The sequence below is a fragment of the Pantoea sp. Acro-807 genome (assembly GCF_011752675.1).
Lineage (GTDB): Bacteria > Pseudomonadota > Gammaproteobacteria > Enterobacterales > Enterobacteriaceae > Pantoea > Pantoea eucrina.
Window position 1 is genome coordinate 1 of sequence record NZ_VWXE01000007.1, and the last position, 24942, is coordinate 24942.

The following is a 24942-nucleotide window of genomic DNA, read 5'->3' on the forward strand; positions in this document are numbered from 1 at the left end:
GGGCGCATAAATGCGCCCCCTACGGATATCCCATCCCCTGTAGGGGCGCCATTCATGGCGCCCGGGTTGATGCGCGTGCGAAACGTGATGATGCCAGGGGCGCATAAATGCGCCCCCTACGGATATCCCATCCCCTGTAGGGGCGCCATTCATGGCGCCCGGGTTGATGCGCGTGCGAAACGTGATGATGCCAGGGGCGCATAAATGCGCCCCCTACGGATATCGGATGGTCCCGTAGGGGCGTCATTAATGGCGCCCGGATTGATGCGCATACGAAACGCGATGACGCCCCGGCATAAACCGATTTATCCCTGCTCCTGACGCTTAAACACCAGCTCATTCCCCTGGCTGGCTGCCGCATCAAAACGGTATCCATCTGCATCAAACTGCTTCAGCTGATCTGGCTGTGTCAGGCGATGCTCAATCACAAAACGGCTCATCAGACCGCGCGCTTTTTTGGCATAAAAACTGATGACCTTATAGTGGCCGCCCTTTTCATCCAGAAACACCGGCTTTATCAGCCGGGCATTAAGTTTCGCCGGCTTTACCGCCCGGAAATATTCATCTGACGCCAGGTTAATCAGCACCTGGTCACCCTGCGCCTGTAGCGCCTGATTCAGCGCTTCCGTGAGCGTATCGCCCCAGAAACTATAGAGATCGCGGCCAGCCGGGTTTGCCAGTCGGGTACCCATCTCCAGCCGGTAGGGCTGCATCAGATCCAGCGGGCGCAGCAGGCCATACAAACCAGAGAGCATACGCAGGTGCTGCTGGGCAAAATCAAAATCTGCCTCGCTAAAGCGTTCAGCCTGCAGGCCGGTATAAACATCCCCTTTGAACGCCAGAATAGCCGGACGCGCATTTTCCGGCGAAAAGTGCGGCTGCCACTGGTTAAAGCGCTCGGCGTTCAGGTGCGCCAGCTTGTCGCTGATACGCATCAGCGAAGCGATATCAGCCGGAGAGAGGGCGCGCGCAACGTCAATCAGCTGCTGCGATTTTTCCAGCAGCTCAGGCTGGGTAAAGCGGGGGGTGGCAAGCGGGCTCTCATAATCCAGCGTTTTAGCCGGTGAAATCACCATCAGCATACCGGGTCTCCTTGTGCGCCTGCTTAAATATCAGGACATTAACGGAAAATTTATTGCGCGGAGTGTATCAAAAAAGCGGCATCAATCGGCAAATCACTCCTATTCGTCAGCGCTATCGTAAAGGGCACGCCACGATGTTGCGCCGCTGATTGCGCGTGATATTATCGATTCAGCCTTTTATACCCTGACAGTCAACCAAAGAGAAAAGAGAACCATGACGGATAAACTTACTTCCCTGCGTCAGCTGACTACCGTGGTCGCCGACACCGGTGATATTGCAGCGATGAAGCTCTATCAGCCGCAGGATGCCACGACAAACCCTTCCCTGATCCTCAACGCTGCCCAAATTCCTGAATACCGCAAGCTGATTGATGAAGCGATCGGCTGGGCGCGTCAGCAGAGCAGCAACAAGGAAGAGCAGCTGGCGCTGGTCTCTGACAAACTGGCTGTCAACATCGGGCTGGAGATCCTCAAACTGATCCCGGGCCGCATTTCCACAGAAGTTGATGCACGCCTCTCCTACGATACCGAAGCGAGCATCGCGAAAGCGCGCAGCCTGATCAAACTCTACAACGACGCAGGCATCAGCAACGATCGTATTCTGATCAAACTCGCTTCAACCTGGCAGGGCATCCGTGCAGCGGAGCAGCTGGAAAAAGAGGGTATCAACTGTAACCTTACGCTGCTGTTCTCCTTTGCGCAGGCACGCGCCTGTGCAGAAGCGGGCGTTTTCCTGATCTCTCCATTCGTAGGCCGTATTCTCGACTGGTACAAGCAGAACACCGATAAAAAAGAGTATGCGCCGCATGAAGATCCAGGCGTGGTGTCCGTATCTGAAATCTACAGCTACTACAAACAGCACGGCTATGAAACTGTAGTGATGGGTGCCAGCTTCCGTAACGTGGGCGAAATCATTGAGCTGGCGGGCTGCGACCGTCTGACCATCTCTCCGGGCCTGCTGAAAGAGCTGGCTGAGAGCGAAGGCAGCGTTGAGCGCAAGCTGAGCTACAGCGGCGAGATCAGCGAGCGTCCGGCGAAAATGACCGAAGCGGAGTTCCTGTGGCAGCATAATCAGGATCCTATGGCGGTGACTAAGCTGGCGGAAGGCATCCGCAACTTTGCCGTTGATCAGGGCAAACTTGAAAAGATGCTGACCGAACTGCTGTAAGCATGACGCCGTGGCGGTGCCCTGCCGCCGCGGCATTACGCATTTCTCTGCTCTGCGCTTTGTATTATCCTTTCTGCATCTATCTTTCTTTGCCGCCACGCGGCTAACCACAGCGATACTCTTATGGATACTTTACGCATTGGATTAATTTCCGTTTCCGATCGCGCAGCAAACGGCATTTATCAGGATCAGGGCATTCCGGCACTGGAGAGCTGGCTCAGCACTGCGCTGGCAACACCCTTCGAGCTGGAGACGCGGCTGGTGCCGGATGAACAGCCGATGATTGAACAGGCGATCTGCGAGCTGGTAGATGAACGTTTCTGCCATCTGGTGCTCACCACCGGCGGTACCGGGCCGGCACGACGCGACGTGACGCCGGATGCGACGCTGGCGGTAGCGGATCGCGAAATGCCTGGCTTTGGTGAGCAGATGCGTCAGATCAGCCTGCAGTTTGTACCCACTGCCATTTTGTCACGTCAGGCAGGGGTTATCCGCAAACAGTCGCTGATCCTGAATCTGCCCGGCCAGCCGAAATCGATTAAAGAGACGCTGGAAGGGGTAAAAGCGGAGGATGGCAGCGTAAGGGTACCCGGAATTTTTGCCGCCGTGCCTTACTGCCTGCAGCTGCTGGAAGGACCCTATATCGAGACGCATGCGGCAGTGGTAGCAGCATTTCGTCCGAAAAGCGCACGGCGTGAGACAAACCTCTGAATATAAGGCTTTTCAGGCATAAAATTCAGCCTTGCTGGTGTGGTGCGGGTTTGCCGGTATAGTAACGTCTGCTCTACCTTTCCCGGCTCTGGATACCGCACCGTTATGGACTCGCTCACCTCGCATCGACTTAACCGGCAGGACTATAAAACCCTGTCGCTGGCTGCCCTTGGCGGGGCGCTGGAATTCTACGACTTCATTATTTTTATCTTCTTTGCTGCCGTCATTGGTGAGCTCTTTTTCCCGCCCGATATGCCTGACTGGCTGCGTCAGGTGCAGACGTTTGGTATTTTTGCTGCCGGCTATCTGGCGCGACCGCTGGGCGGCATTGTTATGGCGCACTTTGGTGACAAAGTCGGCCGGAAAAAGATGTTCAGCCTGAGTATTCTGCTGATGGCGCTGCCGACCCTGGCGATGGGCGCACTGCCCACCTATGCAAGCATAGGTATCGCTGCACCGCTGCTAATGCTGCTATTGCGGATGCTGCAGGGGGCGGCAATTGGCGGTGAAGTGCCGGGCGCCTGGGTATTTGTTGCTGAGCACGTTCCGGAAAAGCGTACCGGCTTTGCCTGCGGCACCCTGACCGCAGGCCTCACTGCCGGTATCCTGCTGGGTTCACTGGTAGCGACGCTGCTTAACAGCACGATTTCGCCAGCGGCAATGCGCGATTACGGCTGGCGGCTGCCGTTCTTTCTCGGCGGCCTGTTTGGACTGCTGGCGATGTACCTGCGTCGCTGGCTGCATGAAACGCCGGTATTTCAGCAGATGCAGCAGCGGAAAACGCTGTCTGAACGGCTGCCGCTGCAGGCTATTTTGCTGCACCACAAGCGCAGTATTGCGATCTCAATGCTGCTGACCTGGCTGCTCTCCGCCTGCATTGTAGTGGTGATTTTAATGGCGCCCGCACTGATGCAGAAACAGGGCGTGCCTGCTGCGCTGAGCCTGCAGGCCAACAGCCTGGCGACCGTAATGCTGCTGGTCGGATGCGTGCTGGCAGGCTGGATCGTAGATCGCGCGGGTGCGGCGCGTACGCTGATAGCGGGATCGCTGCTGCTGGCTTTCTGCAGCTGGCACTTTTTCCAAAACACCGGCAGCGCGCCGCAGATGCTGTTTTTCTGGTACGGCGTGGCGGGACTGAGCGTCGGTGTGGTAGGCGTAGTGCCGTTTGTCATGGTGCGCGCCTTTCCGCCAGCGGTACGCTTTACCGGCATCTCTTTCTCATACAATGTTGCTTACGCGATTTTCGGCGGCCTGACGCCCGTCAGCGTAACGCTGATGATGCAGCTGACGCCTATGGCACCGGCCTGGTATGTGCTGGCGCTGGCGGCGATCGGTGCCGCTGTCGGCTGCTGGCTGTGGCGTGACGCACGTCAGCCAGCGGGGCACTCCTCGCGCTCTTTATCCTGATGAGCCCGGTACGGCGGGCAGCACTGCTCCGCCGTACTGCTGCTGAAGTTGTACATTTTCCCGCCATTTATCCCGTCCGGCTAAAAGAATCGAAATATTTTTTGCTTTTAACCCTTGATGCGCATCGAAGCGGCCCCATTTACTTGTCATCGGGCGTTGTGAGGCAGCAAAAAAGCCTGCAGTCGCAGTTGAAAGTGGCGGTAACGACCACATCTCTGCATCACAACCCAATTTGACAAAGAATTTACGTGGGAGACGTTTAGATGGGTAAGATTATTGGTATTGACCTGGGTACAACCAACTCTTGTGTGGCGATCATGGACGGCGGCAAGGCACGCGTGCTGGAAAACGCTGAAGGCGATCGCACCACGCCGTCAATCATTGCGTATACCGCAGACGGCGAAACGCTGGTAGGTCAGCCGGCTAAACGTCAGGCAGTGACCAACCCGCAGAACACCCTGTTCGCTATCAAGCGTTTAATTGGTCGTCGTTTCCAGGACGAAGAAGTACAGCGTGATATTAAAATCATGCCGTACAAAATCACCGGTTCTGACAACGGTGACGCATGGCTGGACGTGAAGGGCCAGAAAATGGCACCGCCGCAGATCTCTGCTGAAGTGCTGAAGAAAATGAAGAAAACCGCGGAAGATTTCCTCGGTGAAGCGGTGACTGAAGCGGTTATTACCGTACCGGCTTACTTCAATGACGCACAGCGTCAGGCGACCAAAGATGCTGGCCGTATCGCGGGCCTGGACGTTAAGCGTATCATCAACGAACCAACCGCAGCAGCGCTGGCTTACGGTCTGGACAAAGGTCAGGGCAACCGTACTATCGCGGTTTATGACCTGGGTGGTGGTACTTTCGATATCTCAATCATTGAGATCGACGACGTTGATGGCGAAAAAACCTTTGAAGTGCTGGCAACCAACGGTGATACCCACCTGGGTGGTGAAGACTTCGATAGCCGCCTGATCAACTATCTGGTAGCCGAGTTTAAGAAAGACCAGGGTATCGATCTGCATAACGATCCGCTGGCGATGCAGCGTCTGAAAGAAGCCGCTGAGAAAGCAAAAATTGAACTCTCTTCTGCGCAGCAGACCGACGTTAACCTGCCATATATCACGGCAGATGCAACCGGTCCTAAGCACCTGAACATCAAAGTGACGCGTGCGAAACTGGAATCTCTGGTAGAAGACCTGGTAACCCGTTCAATTGAGCCGCTGAAAGTTGCGCTGCAGGATGCTGGCCTGTCAGTCTCTGACATCAACGATGTCATCCTGGTAGGTGGTCAGACTCGTATGCCAATGGTGCAGGCGAAAGTGACCGAGTTCTTCGGCAAAGAGCCGCGTAAAGATGTTAACCCGGATGAAGCCGTAGCGGTCGGTGCTGCTGTTCAGGGTGGCGTACTGGCAGGTGATGTGAAAGACGTTCTGCTGCTGGACGTAACGCCGCTGTCGCTGGGTATTGAAACCATGGGCGGCGTAATGACCGCGCTGATCAGCAAGAACACCACTATCCCGACCAAACACAGTCAGGTGTTCTCTACTGCTGAAGATAACCAGTCTGCCGTGACCATTCACGTGCTGCAGGGTGAGCGTAAGCGTTCTGGCGATAACAAATCGCTGGGTCAGTTTAATCTCGACGGCATTCAGCCTGCACCACGCGGTATGCCGCAGATCGAAGTCACCTTTGACATCGATGCTGATGGTATTCTGCATGTGTCAGCGAAAGATAAAAACAGCGGTAAAGAGCAGAAAATCACCATTAAAGCCTCTTCTGGTCTGAACGAAGATGAGATCGAAAAAATGGTGCGTGACGCGGAAGCGAACGCTGAATCTGACCGCAAGTTTGAAGAGCTGGTACAGACGCGCAACCAGGGTGACCAGATTGCGCACAGCACCCGCAAGCAGCTGGATGAAGCGGGCGATAAGCTCTCTGCAGAAGACAAAGCACCTATCGAAGCTGCACTGACTGAGCTGAATACCGCGCTGAAAGGCGAAGACAAAGCGGCTATCGAAGCGAAAATGCAGGCGCTGATGGAAGTCTCCGGCAAACTAATGGAGATGGCACAGCAGCAGGGTCAGGCAGGCGCAGCGGACGCCGGCGACGCGTCAGCACAGCAGCAGGATGACGTGGTCGACGCTGAGTTCGAAGAAGTTAAAGATAAAAAATAATTGCCCCTGACCGGGCGCGACGGCTGGCCTGACAGCCGTTGAAACCAGCACGGGCGTAGGAGTTTCTCCACGCCCGTGCAACTATGTTAAGGGCAGAACAAAATGGCTAAGAGTGATTTTTACGAGATCTTAGGCGTCTCAAAATCGGCTGATGAGCGTGAAATCAAAAAGGCTTATAAGCGCCTGGCGATGAAATATCACCCGGACCGTAATCCGGGCGACAAAGAAGCCGAAGCAAAATTTAAAGAAGTGAAGGAAGCGTACGAAATTCTGACGGATGCTCAGAAGCGTGCGGCCTATGACCAGTATGGTCACGCAGCCTTTGAACAGGGTGGCGGTGGCGGCGGCTTTGGTGGCGGCTTCGGCGGTGGCGGCGCAGACTTCAGCGATATCTTTGGCGACGTATTTGGCGATATCTTTGGCGGCGGTCGCCGTCAGCGTGCATCACGCGGTGCCGATTTACGCTACAACATGGAGCTGACGCTGGAAGAAGCGGTACGCGGCGTGACCAAAGAGATCCGCATCCCGGTACTGGAAGAGTGCGACGTCTGCCACGGCAGCGGCGCCAAAGCGGGCACGCAGCCACAGACCTGTCCGACCTGCCACGGTGCAGGCCAGGTACAGATGCGTCAGGGTTTCTTCACCGTACAGCAGGCGTGTCCGACCTGTCACGGTCGCGGCTCGGTCATCAAAGATCCGTGCAACGCCTGTCATGGTCATGGGCGCGTAGAGCGTCAGAAAACGCTGTCGGTAAAAATTCCGGCGGGGGTAGACACCGGCGACCGTATTCGTCTGAGTGGCGAAGGGGAAGCGGGCGAGCATGGCGCACCGGCGGGCGATCTCTACGTTCAGGTATCGGTGAAGAAGCACCCTATCTTTGAGCGCGAAGAGAATAACCTCTACTGCGAAGTGCCGATCAACTTTGCGATGGCGGCGCTGGGCGGAGAGATTGAAGTGCCGACGCTGGACGGCCGCGTGAAGCTGAAGGTGCCTGCGGAGACCCAGACCGGCAAGCTGTTCCGCATGCGCGGCAAAGGCGTAAAATCAGTGCGCGGCGGCGCCGTTGGCGACCTGCTGTGCCGCGTGGTGGTGGAAACACCGGTCAGCCTGAACGATAAGCAGAAAGCGCTGCTGCGCGAGCTGGAAGAGAGCTTTGGTGGACCGAGCGGTGAAAAGAACAGCCCGCGTTCAAAAAGCTTCTTTGATGGCGTGAAGAAGTTCTTTGATGACCTGACGCGCTGATTCAGCGCCAGGGTTGCAGACGAAAAGCGGAGAGGTGACTCTCCGCTTTTTTATTGATTTTAAACTGGCGTAAAGACGCGGTAAGCGGCTTTTATCACAGGGTTAACGCGGTTACACTCCTTAACAAATTGTCTTTGCTCAGGAGGAGTAATGAAGCAGCCCCGCTCAATCAAAACGTTGCTGAAAAGCTTTATAGAAAGCGATGCCAGCAACGGCATGGTATTAATTCTCGCTGCGGTCGCCGCCATGGTGCTGGCGAACAATGCGGAAACGGCCGCTGGCTACCAGAGCTTTCTCGCTGAGCCGGTGCAGATCCGCTTTGGCGCACTCGATATCAGCAAGAACCTGCTGCTGTGGATCAACGATGCGCTGATGGCGCTGTTCTTTCTGCTGATCGGTCTGGAAGTGAAACGCGAATTAATCAGCGGCGAGCTGGCAAGTCGCGATCGCGCGATTTTTCCGGTCATTGCTGCCCTCGGCGGTATGGTTGCGCCGGCGCTGATTTTCCTGTTTTTCAATCATGACAATGAGATTGCGCGCAACGGCTGGGCGATCCCGACCGCGACCGATATCGCATTTGCTCTGGGCGTGCTGGCACTGCTTGGCAGTCGTGTTCCCGTGGCGCTGAAGGTGTTCCTGATGGCGCTGGCCATCATCGACGATCTCGGCGCGATTGTGATTATCGCACTCTTCTACACCAGCGATCTCTCTGTGCTGTCGCTCAGCGTGGCGGCAGCGGCGATTGTGGTGCTGGCCATACTTAACCGCTGTGGCGTGCGGAATATCGCCGTCTATATGCTGGTCGGAATTGTGCTCTGGACCGCGGTGCTGAAATCAGGCGTGCACGCCACGCTGGCAGGCGTGGTAGTCGGCTTCTTTGTACCGCTGGAGGAGAAAGAGGGGCATTCACCGGCAGAGCATCTGGCGCACGGTCTGATGCCGTGGGTGAACTGGCTGATTCTGCCGCTGTTCGCGTTTGCTAACGCCGGGATTTCACTGAGTGGTATCACCTTTGGTGATGTGTTCTCACCAGAGCCGCTGGGGATTATCCTCGGGTTACTGATTGGTAAACCGCTGGGTATTACGCTGTTCTGCTGGCTGGCCGTAAAACTGCGTCTGGCGGCGCTGCCGGGCGGGACAACGATACGCGATATCATGGCCATAGGCGTGCTGTGCGGTATCGGCTTTACCATGTCTATCTTTATCAGTTCGCTGGCCTTTGACGCCGCGCATGAAGAGCTGGTGACGTTCTCGAAACTGGGTATTCTTAGCGGCTCGCTGCTGTCAGCGGTGATTGGCTATACGCTATTGCGCGTTAAGCTGCGTTAACCGGAGAGGAGGCGTCAGCCTCCTTTTTACGCTGCCGGCAAACGACAGGCATAAAAAAACCGGCTATAAGCCGGTTCTTTCTACAAAGCGATAAACAGACAGGCGATTAAGCCAGTTTGTTGATCTGAGCCACCAGGTTTGCTTTATGGCGTGCAGCTTTGTTTTTGTGGATCAGACCTTTAGCAGCCTGACGGTCCACGATTGGTTGCATTTCGTTGAATGCGTTCTGCGCAGCAGCTTTGTCGCCGGTTGCGATAGCCGCGTATACTTTCTTGATGAAAGTACGCATCATAGAACGGTTGCTCGCGTTATGCTTGCGACGTTTCTCAGATGTTACGGCGCGTTTCTTAGCTGATTTGATATTAGCCAAGGTCCAACTCCCAAATGTGTTCTATATGGACAAATCAAAGGCCGAGGACTATGCCTTTTGCGCCTTCTTTTGTCAATGGATTTGTGCAAATAAGCGTCGTTTTAACCACGACACCCGCTTACGTAATTGATGGCGCAAGATTCTACCAGCAACCCCGCTCTGAATACAGTATTTCGCAACAATTTCTTCAGCAGGTATGGTGATTTGTTGCCCGACGGTGGGCCAGAGGGCGCTTCAGCGCAGGAAAGGCGTGTATACGGGTTAACCTCAGCGCTATTCAAGGGTATAATCCGCCGATTTCCACCGGTTTGAGTCAGCCATGAAGTTAATCCGCGGTATTTATAATCTGAAACAGCAGCATCGCGGCTGCGTTCTGACCATTGGTAATTTCGATGGTGTGCATCGCGGTCATCAGGCGCTGATGGCGCAGCTGATTGCAGAGGGCCGTAAGCGCAATCTGCCGGTGGTGGTGATGCTGTTTGAACCGCAGCCGCTGGAGCTGTTTGCGGGTGAAAAAGCACCGGCCCGTCTGACGCGGCTGCGTGAAAAACTGCGCTGGCTGCAGCGCGCTGGCGTCGACGCCGTGCTCTGTATCCGGTTTGATCGTCAGTTTGCAGCCTATCCGGCTCAGCGTTTTATCAGCGAGCTGCTGGTGGAAAAACTCGACGTGCGTTTTCTGGCGGTAGGCGATGATTTCCGCTTCGGCGCTGGTCGCGAAGGGGATTTCCTGTTATTACAGAAAGCGGGTGCAGAATATGGCTTTGAGGTCATCAGCACCCAGACCTTCTGCGACAGCGGTAAGCGCATCAGCAGTACGGCTGTCCGTCAGGCGCTGGCGCAGGATGATTTTGCGCAGGCGCAGCAGCTGCTTGGCCATCCCTTCAGCATTTCAGGCCGCGTGGTGCACGGTGATGCACTGGGCCGTACCATAGGTTTTCCGACCGCTAATCTGCCGCTGCGTCGCGCGGTCACGCCGGTTAAGGGCGTGTTTGCCGTGGAAGTGCTGGGTCTGACCGCAGAGCCGGTGCCAGGCGTCGCCAACATCGGTACCCGCCCGACGGTAAAAGGTTTACGTCAGCAGCTTGAAGTTCATCTGCTCGACACACATATGGATCTCTATGGCCGCCATATTGAGGTGGTGCTGAAACAGAAGATCCGCGACGAACAGCGCTTTTCCTCGCTGGATGCGCTGAAAGAACAAATTGCAAAAGATGTGGTGACAGCCCGCCAATTCTTTGGGCTACAAACACCGGTTTAATGACCGACAGACGGAATCGAGAATCTGATGAGTGACTATAAATCTACCCTGAATTTGCCGGAAACGGGGTTCCCGATGCGTGGCGATCTGGCCAAACGCGAACCGGGCATGCTGCAGCGCTGGTACGATGACAATCTCTACGGCATCATCCGCGCCGCCAAAAAAGGGAAAAAAACCTTCATCCTGCATGATGGCCCTCCGTACGCAAACGGCAATATTCATATTGGTCACTCTGTTAACAAGATTCTGAAAGACATTATTGTCAAGTCGAAAGGCATGGCAGGGTACGACTCACCCTATGTTCCGGGCTGGGACTGTCACGGCTTACCGATCGAGCACAAAGTTGAGCAGATGATTGGCAAGCCGGGCGAGAAAGTCAGCGCGGCAGAGTTTCGTGCCGCCTGCCGCAGCTATGCCGCTGAGCAGGTAGAAGGGCAGAAAAAAGATTTTATCCGCCTTGGCGTGCTGGGCGACTGGGATCGTCCCTATCTGACCATGAACTTCACGACCGAAGCTAACATCATCCGTGCACTGGGCAAAATCATCGGTAACGGCCATTTGCACAAAGGCGCGAAGCCGGTGCACTGGTGTATGGATTGCCGTTCAGCGCTGGCGGAAGCGGAAGTTGAGTATTACGACAAAACCTCGCCGTCTATTGACGTGATGTTCAACGCGCTGGATGCCGACGCGGTGCGGTCAGCCTTTGGCGTCAGCGCCTCAGAGGGGCCGGTTTCACTGGTGATCTGGACCACCACGCCGTGGACCATGCCCGCCAACCGCGCGATCTCCCTGCATCCTGAATTTGAGTACCAGCTGGTCCAGATTGAGGGCCGCAGCCTGATCCTCGCTAAAGATCTGGTGGAGAGCGTGATGAAGCGCGCCGGCATCAGCGAGTGGCAGGTGCTGGGTGAATGCCAGGGGGCAGCGCTGGAGCTGCAGCTGTTTCAGCATCCGTTCCTGACGCAGGTTCAGTCGAAAGTGGTGCTGGGTGAGCATGTTACGCTGGAAGCGGGTACTGGTGCGGTGCATACCGCGCCTGGACACGGCCCGGATGACTACGTAATCGGTCAGAAGTATGGCATCGAGACCGCTAACCCGGTGGCACCAGATGGTACCTATCTGCCGGGCACTTATCCGTCGCTTGATGGCGTTAATGTCTTCAAAGCTAACGACATGATTGTTGAGCTGCTGAAAGAGAAGGGCGCGCTGCTCCACGTGGAGAAACTGCTGCACAGCTACCCACACTGCTGGCGTCACAAAACGCCAATCATCTTCCGGGCGACGCCGCAGTGGTTTATCAGCATGGATCAGCAGGGGCTGCGCTCGCAGTCGCTGAAAGAGATTAAAGGCGTGCAGTGGATCCCGGACTGGGGTCAGGCGCGTATCGAAGCGATGGTTGCCAACCGTCCTGACTGGTGCATCTCGCGTCAGCGTACCTGGGGCGTGCCCATGGCGCTGTTTGTGCATAAAGAGAGTGAGCAGCTGCACCCTGACACGCTTGAGCTGATGGAGAAAGTTGCGCAGCGCGTGGAGCAGGATGGCATTCAGGCGTGGTGGGATCTCGATCCGCGCGAACTGATGGGTGACGACGCCGATCTGTACGTGAAAGTGCCGGATACGCTGGATGTGTGGTTTGACTCCGGATCAACCAGCTTCTCGGTAGTCGATGCGCGTCCGGAGTTTGAGGGACACGCGCCGGATATGTATCTGGAAGGCTCCGATCAGCATCGCGGCTGGTTTATGTCCTCGCTGATGATCTCTACGGCGATGAAAGGCAAAGCGCCTTATCGTCAGGTTCTGACGCACGGGTTTACCGTAGATGGTCAGGGTCGCAAGATGTCGAAGTCGATCGGCAACACGGTAGCGCCGCAGGATGTGATGGATAAGCTTGGCGCGGACATTCTGCGTCTGTGGGTCGCCTCTACCGACTACTCCGGCGAAATGGCGGTATCGGATGAGATCCTGAAACGCGCTGCCGACAGCTATCGCCGTATTCGTAACACCGCACGCTTCCTGCTGGCTAACCTGGCGGGCTTTAATCCGGCTACTGACTGCGTTACGCCGGAAGAGATGGTGGTGGTCGATCGCTGGGCGGTAGGACGTGCGCTGGCTGCACAGCAGGATATCGTTGCCTCCTATGAAAACTACGACTTCCATGAAGTGGTGCAGCGTCTGATGCACTTCTGCTCCATTGAGATGGGGTCGTTCTACCTGGATGTGATTAAAGATCGCCAGTACACCGCGAAGGGCGACAGCCTGGCGCGTCGCAGCTGCCAGACCGCGCTGTGGCACATTGTGGAGGCGCTGGTGCGCTGGATGGCACCTGTCATGTCCTTTACCGCTGATGAGATCTGGGGTCACCTGCCGGGCGAACGCGCGCAGTATGTCTTCACTGAAGAGTGGTATGACAATCTGTTCGGTCTTGCGGCGGATGAGCCGATGAACGATGCGTTCTGGGCCGATCTGCTGAAAGTCCGCGGCGAAGTCAACAAAGCGATCGAGCAGGCGCGCAGCGACAAGCGCATCGGTGGCGCGCTGGAAGCGACGGTCACGCTCTATGCGGAACCGGAGCTGGGCGCGAAGCTGCAGGCGCTTGGCGACGAGCTGCGTTTTGTGCTGCTGACCTCCGGCGCGACGGTAGCCGATTACGCAACGGCGAGCGATGAGGCGCAGCAGAGCGACCTGCTGAAAGGGCTGAAAATCGTTCTGCATAAAGCAGAAGGCGAGAAGTGCCCGCGCTGCTGGCACTATACTACCGACATAGGCCAGAATCCGGAGCACGCCGACGTGTGCGGACGCTGTTACTCAAACGTAGCCGGTGACGGTGAAGTACGGAAATTTGCCTGATGACTAAACTCAGTTCTACCGGACTGCGCTGGATCTGGCTGGTGCTGGTCGTCATTGGTATCGATATGGCCAGCAAAGTGTGGGTCATGAACAATATGATGCTGCATGAAACGCAGCCGCTGATGCCGTTTCTGAACCTGTTCTATGCCCATAACTATGGCGCCGCGTTCAGTTTCCTGGCAGACAAAGGTGGCTGGCAGCGCTGGTTCTTTGCCGGTATTGCCATTGCCATTGTGGTCGCGCTGCTGGTGATGATGTATCGCAACCGCGCCAGCAACAGGCTCAGCAATATTGCGTATGCGCTGATTGTTGGCGGGGCGCTTGGCAACCTGTTCGATCGCGCCTGGCACGGTTTTGTCGTCGACTTTATCGACTTTTATGTCGGTAACTGGCACTTCGCCACGTTCAATATCGCTGACTGCGGCATCTGCATCGGCGCGGCGCTGGTGGTGCTTGAGGGGTTCTTCAGCCCCAGCGGCAAAAAAGCAACATCCTGACGTCTTCTGCCTGCATGCCGGTCACGGCTGCAGGCGCAGGCATGATGAAAAAGAGAGTAAGGGTAACCGATGACAGAGACAGTTCAGCCCGATAGCGCGCTGCTGGTGCATTTCACGCTCAAGCTGGAGGATGGCTCTACTGCCGAATCCACCCGTGCTAACGGCAAGCCTGCGCTGTTCCGTCTGGGTGACGGCAGCCTGTCGGCGGCGCTGGAGCGCGAGCTGCTGGGGCGCAAAGCGGGCGATCAGCTCGCCTTTACCCTGGTGCCGGAAGATGCGTTTGGCGCCAGCAGCCCGGATCTGATCCAGTACTTTTCGCGTCGCGACTTTATCGACGCGGGCGAGCCGGAAATCGGCGCAATCATGCTGTTCAGCGGCATGGGCGGCAGCGAGATGCCCGGGGTGATCCGTGAAATTTCCGGTGACTCAATCACCGTGGATTTTAATCATCCGCTGGCGGGGCAGCCTGTCCGGTTTGATATCGAAGTACTGGAGATCGATCCGGTGCTGGAGGATAACAATGCAAATCCTGTTAGCTAACCCGCGCGGTTTCTGCGCCGGTGTGGATCGCGCTATCAGCATCGTTGAGCGGGCGCTGGAGATGTATGGTGCGCCAATCTACGTGCGTCACGAAGTGGTGCACAACCGTTATGTAGTGAGCAGCCTGCGCGAGCGTGGCGCGATCTTTATCGAAGAGATCGGTGAAGTGCCGGATGGTGCCATTCTGATCTTCTCAGCACACGGTGTATCGCAGGCGGTACGCGCTGAAGCGAAAGCACGCGATCTGACCATGCTGTTTGATGCCACCTGTCCGCTGGTAACGAAAGTCCATATGGAAGTGGCGCGTGCCAGCCGTAAAGGGGTGGAGGCGATCCTGATTGGTCACGCCGGTCATCCTGAAGTGGAAGGCACCATGGGGCAATACAGCAACCCCAATGGCGGCATGTATCTGGTGGAATCACCGGAAGATGTGTTTAAGCTGACCGTCAAAGATGAGAACAACCTCTGTTTTATGACGCAGACTACCTTGTCAGTTGATGACACCTCTGACGTCATTGACGCCTTACGTCAGCGCTTCCCGGCCATTATCGGCCCGCGCAAAGATGACATCTGCTATGCCACCACTAACCGGCAGGAAGCGGTGCGCGTGCTGGCACAGGATGCTGAAGTGGTGCTGGTGGTCGGCTCAAAAAACTCCTCCAACTCTAACCGGCTGGCTGAGCTGGCGCAGCGCGCAGGCAAGCTGGCGAAGCTTATCGACTCAGCGGATGATATTCAGGAAGAGTGGGTAACCGGCGTAGAGTGTATTGGCGTGACGGCAGGTGCTTCTGCGCCCGATATTCTGGTACAGCAGGTGATCCAGCGCCTGCGCGAACTCGGTGGTGAAGCAGCCATTGAGCTGATCGGCCGCGAAGAAAATATCGTATTCGAAGTGCCGAAAGAGCTGCGCGTTGACGTGCGCAACGTGCAGTAAGCGTTTAACATTTGCTACCGTATCAGGCCGACATTGTTCGGCCTTTTCTTTATGTACGGCTGCGTGCCTCGCCACAACCAGCCGCCGGGATTGCTTTTACTGATAATGTTTTATCGCTGTCCTGAAATTCTTATATCCCTTTTTTATTGTGGCGTGACAGTTAGCTGATGGTTAACCTGTTTACGCTTTGCATGCATAGTTTTGTATCAGGAATGAATAAATATGAGTGATATCCGCTTAGCTATTGTTGGTGCGCCGGGCCGCATGGGACGAAATCTGATTCAGGCCGCGCATCAGGCGGAAGGCGTGGCGGTGGGCGCTGCGCTGGCGCGCAGCGGCTCTTCACTGCTGGGTACAGACGCGGGTGAGCTGGCGGGCATCGGTAAAACCGGCGTCACCGTCACCGATGATTTGCTAAAGGTGGTGGACGATTTCGATGTGCTAATCGACTTCACGCGTCCGGAAGGCACGCTGGAGTATCTGGCCTTTTGCCGCCAGCATCAAAAGGCGATGGTGATTGGCACAACCGGTTTTGATGACGCCGGAAAAGCCGCAATTCGTGCAGCGGCAGAGGAGATCGGCATCGTGTTTGCTGCCAACTTCAGCGTTGGCGTCAACCTGATGCTGAATCTGCTGCAGCAGGCGGCCTCAGTGATGGGGGAGTATGCGGATATTGAGATCGTTGAGGCGCACCATCGCCATAAAGTTGATGCGCCCTCAGGAACCGCGCTGGCAATGGGTGAAGCCATTGCGGACGCCATGGAGTGGAAGCTGGAGGATCATGCGGTTTACGCGCGTGAAGGCCATACCGGTGAGCGCAAACCTCACACTATCGGTTTTGCCACGGTGCGCGCCGGCGACATCATTGGTGAGCATACTGCTCTGTTTGCTGATATCGGCGAACGGATAGAGATTAGCCACAAGGCCTCAAGCCGGATGACCTTTGCAAAAGGTGCCGTTCGGGCTGCAGTCTGGGTTGAGTTGCGAAAAAATGGTCTTTATGACATGCGTGATGTGCTTAATTTAGCAAAAAATTGATTGTTGTGAGCCATCGTGATGTGGTTTTTCAGTCGCTAGTCCATTGATTGGCAGGGCAATATTTTTATTGCCCTTTATTTTTGTCAAAATAACCTCTTCGCCATAAAATATCTTCGTAATGGGTTTATTTGCAAGTTAACTCATCTTTTTCTCAGCTGCTAAGATTAAATTTGACCATTTGGTCAAATATTTTGCGTAGCTCCGCTTATTCGGCGGTTATTGTTGTCAGGCAACCGATTAATTACCCTATTAAGATGCTGCTTTTGCCCTGTTTGCACTATATTTTAGTTATAGCCTCCGAAAAACATAAAAAAATAGCCTTTCCGGGTAGACATCAGCAGAGGTGATCATTAGAATGCGCGCAATTTGCCAAAAATCGAGCAGTCAGGCGGTTTTTACATTGATTCAGGCCAGTATTATGAATTAATATGCATATATTGTGACTGTTTATTCCCTGGAGGATGTTTTGATTAAGTCAGCGCTCTTGGTTCTGGAAGACGGAACCCAATTCCACGGTCGGGCCATCGGGGCTACGGGTTCGGCAGTGGGTGAGGTCGTTTTCAACACGTCAATGACCGGTTATCAAGAAATCCTTACTGATCCCTCCTATTCCCGCCAGATTGTTACTCTTACTTATCCCCACATCGGCAACGTTGGCGTCAATATCGCAGATGATGAATCAAACCAGATTCACGCTCAGGGCCTGGTGATCCGCGACCTGCCACTGATTACCAGCAACTTCCGCAGTGAAGAGAGCCTTTCTGCCTGGCTACAGCGCAATAATATTGTCGGCATCGCTGATATCGATACGCGTAAGCTGACGCGTCTGCTGCGTGAAAAGGGCGCGCTGAACGGCTGCATCATTGCGGGTGACGCGCCGGATGCCGCGCTGGCGCTGCAGAAAGCGCAGGCGTTCCCGGGGCTGAAAGGTATGGATCTGGCGAAAGAAGTGGCTACCACGGAGACTTACACGTGGCAGCAGGGGAGCTGGACGCTGCAGGATGGCCTGCCTGAGCAGCAGTCAGCTGACGCACTGCCGTATCACGTGGTCGCCTATGACTACGGCGCCAAGCGCAATATTCTGCGTATGCTGGTGGATCGCGGCTGCCGCCTGACGGTGGTGCCGGCGCAGACGCCAGCAGAAGAGGTGCTGGCACTCAATCCGGACGGCATCTTCCTCTCCAATGGCCCGGGCGATCCGGAGCCGTGTGACTACGCTATCCGCGCGATTCAGGCGTTTCTGGAGACAGAAATTCCGGTATTTGGTATCTGCCTGGGGCATCAGCTGCTGGCGCTGGCCAGCGGTGCAAAAACCGTCAAAATGAAGCTGGGTCACCACGGCGGCAACCATCCGGTAAAAGATCTCGATAATAATACTGTGATGATCACCGCACAGAACCACGGTTTCGCCGTCGATGAGAGCCAGATACCGGCCAATCTGCGTGTGACGCATGTGTCGCTGTTTGACCAGACCGTGCAGGGTATTCATCGTACCGATAAACCCGCTTTCAGCTTCCAGGGACATCCGGAAGCGAGTCCTGGCCCGCACGATGCGGCGCCGCTGTTCGATCACTTTATCGAACTGATTGAAGCCTACCGTTCAAACGCGAAGTAATCAGGAGCCTCCGATGCCAAAACGTACTGACATAAAATCTATCCTGATCCTTGGCGCTGGCCCGATCGTTATCGGTCAGGCGTGTGAATTTGACTACTCGGGCGCGCAGGCGTGTAAAGCGCTGCGTGAAGAGGGCTATCGCGTCATTCTGGTTAACTCCAATCCGGCGACCATCATGACCGACCCGGAAATGGCTGACGCGACCTATATTGAGCCAATCCACTGGGAAGTGGTGCGAAAAATCATCGAAAAAGAGCGCCCGGATGCAGTACTGCCTACCATGGGCGGGCAGACCGCGCTGAACTGCGCGCTGGAGCTGGAGCGCCAGGGCGTGCTGGAAGAGTTTGGCGTGACCATGATTGGCGCCACGGCTGACGCTATCGATAAAGCTGAAGATCGCCGTCGCTTTGACGTGGCGATGAAAAGCATCGGTCTCGATACCGCCCGTTCGGGTATCGCCCACACGATGGAAGAGGCGCTGAAGGTCGCGGAGGAGGTCGGTTTCCCGTGCATTATTCGTCCCTCCTTTACCATGGGCGGCACCGGCGGCGGTATCGCTTACAACCGCGAAGAGTTTGAAGAGATCTGTGAGCGCGGCCTCGACCTCTCTCCGACCAACGAGCTGCTGATTGATGAATCGCTGATTGGCTGGAAAGAGTATGAGATGGAGGTGGTGCGCGATAAAAATGATAACTGCATCATCGTCTGTTCAATTGAAAACTTCGACGCCATGGGCATTCACACCGGCGACTCTATCACCGTGGCGCCAGCGCAGACGCTGACGGATAAAGAGTACCAAATCATGCGTAACGCCTCGCTGGCGGTGCTGCGTGAGATTGGTGTGGAAACCGGCGGCTCTAACGTTCAGTTCTCCGTAAATCCGAAAGATGGTCGTCTGATCGTAATCGAAATGAACCCGCGCGTGTCGCGCTCCTCCGCGCTGGCGTCCAAAGCCACCGGGTTCCCGATTGCTAAAGTCGCGGCTAAGCTGGCGGTGGGCTTTACGCTCGATGAACTGATGAACGATATCACTGGCGGTCGCACGCCGGCGTCGTTTGAGCCCTCTATCGACTATGTCGTGACTAAGATCCCGCGCTTTAACTTTGAGAAGTTTGCGGGCGCCAACGATCGCCTCACTACACAGATGAAATCAGTGGGTGAAGTGATGGCGATTGGCCGTACCTTCCAGGAGTCGATGCAGAAAGCGCTGCGCGGCCTTGAAGTCGGCGCTAACGGCTTCGATCCAAAAGTGGATCTGGATGACGCCGACGCGCTGACCCGTATCCGCCGCGAACTGAAAGACGCCGGCTCGGACCGCATCTGGTATGTTGCTGACGCGTTTCGTGCCGGTATGTCGGTGGATGGCGTATTTAATCTCACCAACATCGATCGCTGGTTCCTGGTACAGATTGAAGAGCTGGTGCGGCTGGAAGAGCAGGTTGCACGTGAAGGCGTTAACGCGCTGGATGCCGGCTTCCTGCGCGCGCTGAAGCGTAAAGGTTTTGCTGATGCGCGTCTGGCAGCGCTGGCGGGTGTGGCAGAAAGCGAAATCCGTAAGCTGCGTCAGCAGTACAATCTGCATCCGGTCTATAAGCGGGTGGATACCTGTGCCGCTGAGTTCTCGACCGATACCGCCTATATGTATTCCACCTATGAGGAGGAGTGCGAAGCGAACCCGAATCAGGATCGTGACAAAATCATGGTGCTGGGCGGCGGACCAAACCGTATCGGGCAGGGTATTGAGTTTGACTACTGCTGCGTCCACGCATCGCTGGCGCTGCGTGAAGATGGTTATGAAACCATCATGGTTAACTGCAACCCGGAAACGGTCTCAACCGATTATGACACCTCCGATCGCCTCTACTTTGAGCCGGTTACGCTGGAAGATGTGCTGGAGATTGTACGAATTGAGCAGCCAAAAGGCGTTATCGTGCAGTATGGTGGCCAGACGCCGCTGAAACTGGCGCGTGCGCTGGAAGCGGCCGGTGTACCGGTTATCGGTACCAGCCCGGACGCGATTGACCGCGCTGAAGACCGCGAGCGTTTCCAGCAGGCGGTGGATCGTCTGAAACTGAAACAGCCGGCTAACGCCACGGTTGCCACGCTGGAGCAGGCGGTAGAGAAAGCTGCCGGTATCGGTTATCCGCTGGTGGTACGTCCTTCCTATGTACTGGGCGGCCGTGCGATGGAAATCGTCTATGACGAAGTGGATCTTAAGCGCTATTTCCAGACCGCGGTATCCGTCTCTAACGATGCGCCAGTACTGCTGGATCGCTTCCTGGATGATGCGGTGGAAGTCGATGTGGATGCCATCTGCGACGGCGAGCGGGTGCTGATTGGCGGCATCATGGAACATATTGAGCAGGCGGGTGTTCACTCCGGTGACTCAGCCTGTTCCCTGCCGGCCTATACGCTGAGCAGCGAGATCCAGAACGTGATGCGTGAGCAGGTTGAGAAGCTGGCGTTTGAACTTAACGTACGCGGTCTGATGAACGTGCAGTTTGCGGTCAAAGATAACGAGGTTTACCTGATTGAGGTGAATCCGCGTGCGGCACGTACCGTTCCATTTGTCTCCAAGGCTACCGGCGTACCGCTGGCCAAAGTGGCGGCGCGCGTCATGGCGGGCAAAACCCTGCTGGAGCAGGGCGTGACGGAAGAGGTCATTCCGCCTTACTACTCGGTGAAAGAGGTGGTGCTGCCGTTCAATAAATTCCCGGGCGTCGATCCGATTCTGGGACCGGAAATGCGCTCCACCGGTGAGGTGATGGGCGTCGGCCGTACCTTTGCTGAAGCCTTCGGTAAAGCGATGCTGGGCGCGCAGAGCAACATGAAGAAAAGCGGTCGTGCGCTGCTCTCGGTGCGTGAAGGCGATAAAAAGCGCATCGTCGATCTGGCGGCGAAGCTACAGAAGTTTGGCTTTGAGCTGGACGCTACCCACGGTACGGCGGTGGTGCTGGGTGAAGCCGGTATCAATCCACGCCTGGTCAATAAGGTGCATGAGGGACGCCCGCATATTCAGGATCGCCTGAAAAACGGTGAATACACCTATATTGTTAACACCACGGCGGGACGTCAGGCGATTGAAGACTCTAAGCTGATTCGCCGCAGCGCGCTGCAGTATAAAGTGCATTATGACACCACGCTGAACGGCGGCTTCGCGACGGCGATGGCCCTGAATGCGGATCCCACTGAGAAAGTGACTTCAGTACAGGAGATGCATGCGCAGCTGAAAGGCAAATAAGCGCAGCGTCCGTAAGAGACAGCGGCCCCGTATGGGGCCGTTTTTTTTGCCTGAAACAGAGTAGCTATAGCAAACCTGCTGATTTGGCTTAACTTTTAGCTATTGGTGCTGCTAAATAACTTTTTAAGATTTTTCGCACAAATTTATAACTCGCGATCCGGTGAGGGCACCTTACTATCTGGCGCGCTCAACCATAGAGCCTTTACCTTCACCGGAAAATATAAAATGAACATGCGTGCTTTGACTCTTAGCGCAGTGGCTGCGTTACTTATGGCTGCGCCGCTCGCCAGCCAGGCTGAAATTACTCTGCTGAAGCAGGATCCTCAGGCGAACAATGCGTTCGATCGCCTTGGCTTTAAAGTGGGCGGCAGCATTCGCCCGCAGTTTATGCATCAGAATGGCGTAAATGACACATCCTATAAGCGTAACGGCTACGATGGTGGCTCGCGCTTTCGCTTTGGCGCAGACTACGCGATCGCAGAAGATCTGAGCTGGGTAGGCTACTATGAGCTGGGCGTTAACTTCCCGGCGTGGTGGGGCTGGGACCATCACTATGCCAGCGGCGCACGCGATACCTCACGTCGTCAGCTCTATACCGGTTTTAAAAGTGCCAGCCTCGGCGAACTCTATTTTGGTCAGCAAAACAGCGTCTATTATGATGTAGTTGGCGCAAAAACCGATATCTGGGATTACGATATGCTGGCCCAGGGTTCCGGCGTCGGGATCAACGGCGATTACGACGGCAGCTATCGCTCGCGCAAAATGCTGAAGTATAAAACCCGTGCCGGCGCCGCCGATCTGTACGCCTCTTATCTCTTTGAGGATACCGAATATCTGCCGGGTAACGGCCTGCGCTACAAGCGCAACGGCGGCGGATCGCTGGGTGTCAACTATCACATCAGCGATGAGCTGGCGTGGGGAACTGCGTGGAATTATACCCGTGCCACCGTACGCAATCCGGGCAACGGCGACAGCGAGCGCTACGATCAGAATATCTGGGGCACCTCGGTAAGCTGGACGCCGGATAGCTGGACGCTGGCGGCAGGCGCCGGCTGGTATCAGAACTTTGCGCCAACCCGCCTGAAAAGCGCAACAAACTACTTTGCGGATGACGCCTGGGGCATCGAATATTTTGCCGGTTATAAATTTGCTGTAGGCCAGTATGCGGTGAAAACCCTGCAGCCTTACGTGATGGGCGATCGCCTGGAGTTCGTCAACGGACGCCACTATAAGCGTATCGATAATGGCGTGGGCATCAGTGCGCAGCTCGACTACGGCTTCCGCGTTGATTATGAATATGTCATCACCTCCGATACCAGCAAGGCGCTGGGCAACGTGAACCTGGTCCGTCTGCGTTACGACTTCTGATGACTGCAGCGGCTCCGCGTGGAGCCGCTCAGTGCGCTTTTCTTTACACTCTTTCTGAAAACCTGCCGCTAATGCCGCTGAGTTGTGCCAGCTGCGCAGGCGATTATGGCGGCTCTCTCCGTTAATCGCAGTAAAGTCGGTGTAAAGCTCTGCCCGGCAGCCTGAATCTGGCGGCAAAAGAGCTTTACGCAAATAGCACGGCTGGCCTATCGACGAAACTTTCGCCTTTACGTATCATTGCGCCAATTTTTTCCAGCAGGTTTTAAATCATGATTAGTCTGATCGCAGCACTGGCTGCGGATCGCATTATTGGTATGGAAAACGCCATGCCGTGGCACTTACCCGCCGATCTCGCCTGGTTCAAACGTACTACGCTGAATAAACCGGTGATCATGGGGCGTCTGACCTTTGAATCGATTGGCCGTCCGCTGCCAGGCCGGCTCAATATTGTGGTCAGCAGCCAGCCCGGTACGCACGAAGGGGTGACCTGGGTCACTTCACCGGAAGCGGCAATCGAGGCAGCCGGTGACGCAGAAGAGATTATGGTGATTGGCGGCGGGCGTATCTATGAGCAGATGCTGCCCCGCGCCGATCGTCTTTACCTGACGCATATTGATGCTGAAGTGGAAGGGGATACGCAATTCCCTGATTACGAGCCAGATGAGTGGCAGTCGACGTTCAGCGAGTTCCACGATGCGGATGCGCAAAATTCGCACAGCTACTGCTTTGAGATCCTGGATCGGCGTCGTTAATTGATCCCTGCCTGGCGTGCATAAATGCGCGCCCTGCGCAAAAGCCCCGCTGACATCGCGGGGCTTTTTTTATGGCGTGTTGTTTAGCGGAGGAGTCGCGGCGGCGCCTTCAGCGGCCAGTGCGGCTTCACGCCGGGAGCGCTGTACATAGTATTGCTGTGTTTCCCAGTGCAGCAGCGTCAGCGTGCCGCCCCAGCAGCAGCCGGTATCCAGACCAATAACGTGATCGGGAGTGCCTTTGCCTTCAAGGGAGGCCCAGTGGCCGAAAATCTGCGTGTAGTCACTGCCCATTTTACCCGGCACGTTGAACCAGGGCCGCAGCGGCGGTGGGGCGGAGTCGGGCGCCTCTTTGCAGATCATATCCAGCTGGCCGTTGGGGAAGCAGAAACGCATGCGCGTCAGGGCATTCGTACTGAATCGCAGGCGCGCCAGGCCACTCAGTTCCGGCGTCCAGTTGTTGGGCATATCGCCATACATCGCATCCAGAAACAACGGATAGCTGTCGCTGGAGAGCACCGCTTCTACTTCACGCGCGCATGCTTTTGCCGTCGCGAGATCCCACTGCGGGGTAATGCCGGCATGCGCCATGACGAGCTTTTTCTCTTCATCAACCTGCAGCAGCGGCTGGCGCCGCAGCCAGTTGATCAGCGCATCAGCATCGTCCGCCTCCAGCAGCGGCGTCAGGCGATCTTTCGGTTTATTACGGCTGATCCCGGCGAAAACCGCCAGCAGGTGCAGGTCATGATTACCCAGCACCATGCGTACGCTGTCACCCAGTGATTTTACGTAGCGCAGCACATCGAGTGAACCGGGACCGCGCGCCACAAGGTCGCCGGTCAGCCAGAGTTCATCCTGCTGCGGATCAAAGCTTACCTGCGCCAGCAGCGCGCGCAGCTCATCGTAACAGCCGTGGATATCGCCAATCAGATATGTACTCATGATATCAGTCCGGTAAAACGCGCCGCCCGGACGAGCCGGGCGGGGGGGATCAGTGAATGTGGGTTTGCACGGCGAGGCGAAACACCGGAATATCGACGTTAAAGGCGCTGCCCTCTTCATCGATCATAACGTAGTGGCCCTGCATGGTGCCCATCGGCGTTTCCAGAATCGCACCGCTGGTATACTGGTATTCGCCACCCGGTTCGATAAACGGCTGCTCGCCCACTACGCCATCGCCCTGAACTTCCGTTTCGCGGCCGTTGCCGTTGGTGATCAGCCAGTAGCGGCTGCGCAGCTGAACGCGCGTGCGCCCGGGATTGCGGATAGTGATGGTATAGGCAAACACGTAGCGATCCTCGTCCGGTGAGGATTGCGATTCCACATACTGACTCAGTACCTGAACACAGACGCGCGCCATATCACTCATGCA

Annotated in this window: 21 protein-coding genes; 16 read left to right on the forward strand and 5 right to left on the reverse strand. The window is 55.9% G+C overall.

Going from position 1 to position 24942, the window contains the following annotated elements:
* Positions 1–305: 305 nt before the first annotated feature.
* Positions 306–1082 carry a peroxide stress protein YaaA gene (gene yaaA / locus F3J39_RS14990; protein WP_108569980.1) on the reverse strand — a complete coding sequence of 259 codons (777 nt, stop codon included), beginning with the start codon at positions 1080–1082 and terminating at the stop codon, positions 306–308.
* Positions 1083–1296: 214 nt separating this feature from the next.
* Between yaaA and tal the strand changes: the two genes are divergently transcribed.
* The 3 genes from tal to F3J39_RS15005 all read left to right on the forward strand — a co-directional run bounded on the left by tal (position 1297) and on the right by F3J39_RS15005 (position 4368).
* Positions 1297–2250, forward strand: a complete 954-nt coding sequence (gene tal / locus F3J39_RS14995; RefSeq protein WP_094110716.1) for a transaldolase — start codon at positions 1297–1299, stop codon at positions 2248–2250.
* A gap of 123 nt (positions 2251–2373) precedes the next feature.
* Positions 2374–2961 carry a molybdopterin adenylyltransferase gene (gene mog, locus F3J39_RS15000; protein WP_071669094.1) on the forward strand — a complete coding sequence of 196 codons (588 nt, stop codon included), beginning with the start codon at positions 2374–2376 and terminating at the stop codon, positions 2959–2961.
* A gap of 105 nt (positions 2962–3066) precedes the next feature.
* The gene (locus F3J39_RS15005) at positions 3067–4368 is read left to right on the forward strand and encodes an MFS transporter (protein WP_094110717.1); all 1302 of its coding nucleotides are present in this window, start codon (positions 3067–3069) and stop codon (positions 4366–4368) included.
* On the opposite strand, the gene F3J39_RS15010 is transcribed toward F3J39_RS15005, so the two are convergent.
* A complete protein-coding gene (locus tag F3J39_RS15010; RefSeq protein ID WP_139239684.1) occupies positions 4360–4581 on the reverse strand; it encodes a hypothetical protein in 222 nt (73 codons plus the stop codon). The genes F3J39_RS15005 and F3J39_RS15010 overlap by 9 nt on opposite strands.
* Positions 4582–4631: 50 nt before the next feature.
* On the opposite strand from F3J39_RS15010, the gene dnaK reads away from it, so the two are divergent.
* The 3 genes from dnaK to nhaA all read left to right on the forward strand — a co-directional run bounded on the left by dnaK (position 4632) and on the right by nhaA (position 9113).
* Complete coding sequence (gene dnaK, locus F3J39_RS15015) at positions 4632–6542, forward strand: molecular chaperone DnaK (protein ID WP_039382477.1); 1911 nt, start codon at positions 4632–4634, stop codon at positions 6540–6542.
* Between the two features lie 102 nt (positions 6543–6644).
* On the forward strand, positions 6645–7784 hold the full coding sequence (dnaJ, locus tag F3J39_RS15020; RefSeq protein WP_071669092.1) for a molecular chaperone DnaJ: 1140 nt from the start codon (positions 6645–6647) through the stop codon (positions 7782–7784).
* A gap of 150 nt (positions 7785–7934) precedes the next feature.
* Positions 7935–9113: a Na+/H+ antiporter NhaA gene (gene nhaA / locus F3J39_RS15025; RefSeq protein ID WP_166714352.1), complete on the forward strand. Its 1179-nt coding sequence runs from the start codon at positions 7935–7937 to the stop codon at positions 9111–9113.
* A gap of 106 nt (positions 9114–9219) precedes the next feature.
* Here the strand turns inward: nhaA and rpsT are convergent, their stop codons facing one another.
* On the reverse strand, positions 9220–9483 hold the full coding sequence (gene rpsT, locus F3J39_RS15030; RefSeq protein ID WP_039382484.1) for a 30S ribosomal protein S20: 264 nt from the start codon (positions 9481–9483) through the stop codon (positions 9220–9222).
* A 319-nt stretch (positions 9484–9802) separates the two neighbouring features.
* Here rpsT and ribF point away from each other — a divergent pair, with 319 nt between their 5' ends.
* From ribF to folA, 10 genes are all read left to right on the forward strand, one after another.
* Positions 9803–10741, forward strand: coding sequence for a bifunctional riboflavin kinase/FAD synthetase (ribF, locus tag F3J39_RS15035; RefSeq protein ID WP_039382487.1), 939 nt, complete (start codon positions 9803–9805; stop codon positions 10739–10741).
* Between the two features lie 27 nt (positions 10742–10768).
* Entirely contained in the window at positions 10769–13588 is a 2820-nt protein-coding gene (ileS, locus tag F3J39_RS15040; protein ID WP_166714353.1) for an isoleucine--tRNA ligase, read from the forward strand.
* Positions 13588–14085 carry a signal peptidase II gene (lspA, locus tag F3J39_RS15045; protein ID WP_071669089.1) on the forward strand — a complete coding sequence of 166 codons (498 nt, stop codon included), beginning with the start codon at positions 13588–13590 and terminating at the stop codon, positions 14083–14085. Before ileS ends, lspA begins: the two co-directional genes overlap by 1 nt.
* Before the next feature lie 69 nt (positions 14086–14154).
* Complete coding sequence (fkpB, locus tag F3J39_RS15050; protein WP_039382497.1) at positions 14155–14625, forward strand: FKBP-type peptidyl-prolyl cis-trans isomerase; 471 nt, start codon at positions 14155–14157, stop codon at positions 14623–14625.
* Entirely contained in the window at positions 14606–15559 is a 954-nt protein-coding gene (gene ispH / locus F3J39_RS15055) for a 4-hydroxy-3-methylbut-2-enyl diphosphate reductase (RefSeq protein ID WP_039382499.1), read from the forward strand. Before fkpB ends, ispH begins: the two co-directional genes overlap by 20 nt.
* 222 nt (positions 15560–15781) lie before the next feature.
* The gene (gene dapB / locus F3J39_RS15060) at positions 15782–16597 is read left to right on the forward strand and encodes a 4-hydroxy-tetrahydrodipicolinate reductase (protein ID WP_039382502.1); all 816 of its coding nucleotides are present in this window, start codon (positions 15782–15784) and stop codon (positions 16595–16597) included.
* Positions 16598–17063: 466 nt separating this feature from the next.
* A complete protein-coding gene (gene carA, locus F3J39_RS15065) occupies positions 17064–18212 on the forward strand; it encodes a glutamine-hydrolyzing carbamoyl-phosphate synthase small subunit (protein WP_039382504.1) in 1149 nt (382 codons plus the stop codon).
* A 13-nt stretch (positions 18213–18225) separates the two neighbouring features.
* Positions 18226–21453 (forward strand): carbamoyl-phosphate synthase large subunit, encoded by a 3228-nt coding sequence (gene carB / locus F3J39_RS15070; RefSeq protein ID WP_104085551.1) that lies wholly within the window; start codon positions 18226–18228, stop codon positions 21451–21453.
* Between the two features lie 225 nt (positions 21454–21678).
* Positions 21679–22821 carry a porin gene (locus tag F3J39_RS15075; RefSeq protein ID WP_113654988.1) on the forward strand — a complete coding sequence of 381 codons (1143 nt, stop codon included), beginning with the start codon at positions 21679–21681 and terminating at the stop codon, positions 22819–22821.
* Between the two features lie 269 nt (positions 22822–23090).
* Positions 23091–23573 carry a type 3 dihydrofolate reductase gene (folA, locus tag F3J39_RS15080; RefSeq protein ID WP_039382513.1) on the forward strand — a complete coding sequence of 161 codons (483 nt, stop codon included), beginning with the start codon at positions 23091–23093 and terminating at the stop codon, positions 23571–23573.
* A gap of 69 nt (positions 23574–23642) precedes the next feature.
* Here the strand turns inward: folA and apaH are convergent, their stop codons facing one another.
* Positions 23643–24512, reverse strand: coding sequence for a bis(5'-nucleosyl)-tetraphosphatase (symmetrical) ApaH (gene apaH / locus F3J39_RS15085; protein ID WP_094110724.1), 870 nt, complete (start codon positions 24510–24512; stop codon positions 23643–23645).
* A 49-nt stretch (positions 24513–24561) separates the two neighbouring features.
* The gene (gene apaG, locus F3J39_RS15090) at positions 24562–24939 is read right to left on the reverse strand and encodes a Co2+/Mg2+ efflux protein ApaG (protein ID WP_039382517.1); all 378 of its coding nucleotides are present in this window, start codon (positions 24937–24939) and stop codon (positions 24562–24564) included.
* Positions 24940–24942: the final 3 nt, after the last annotated feature.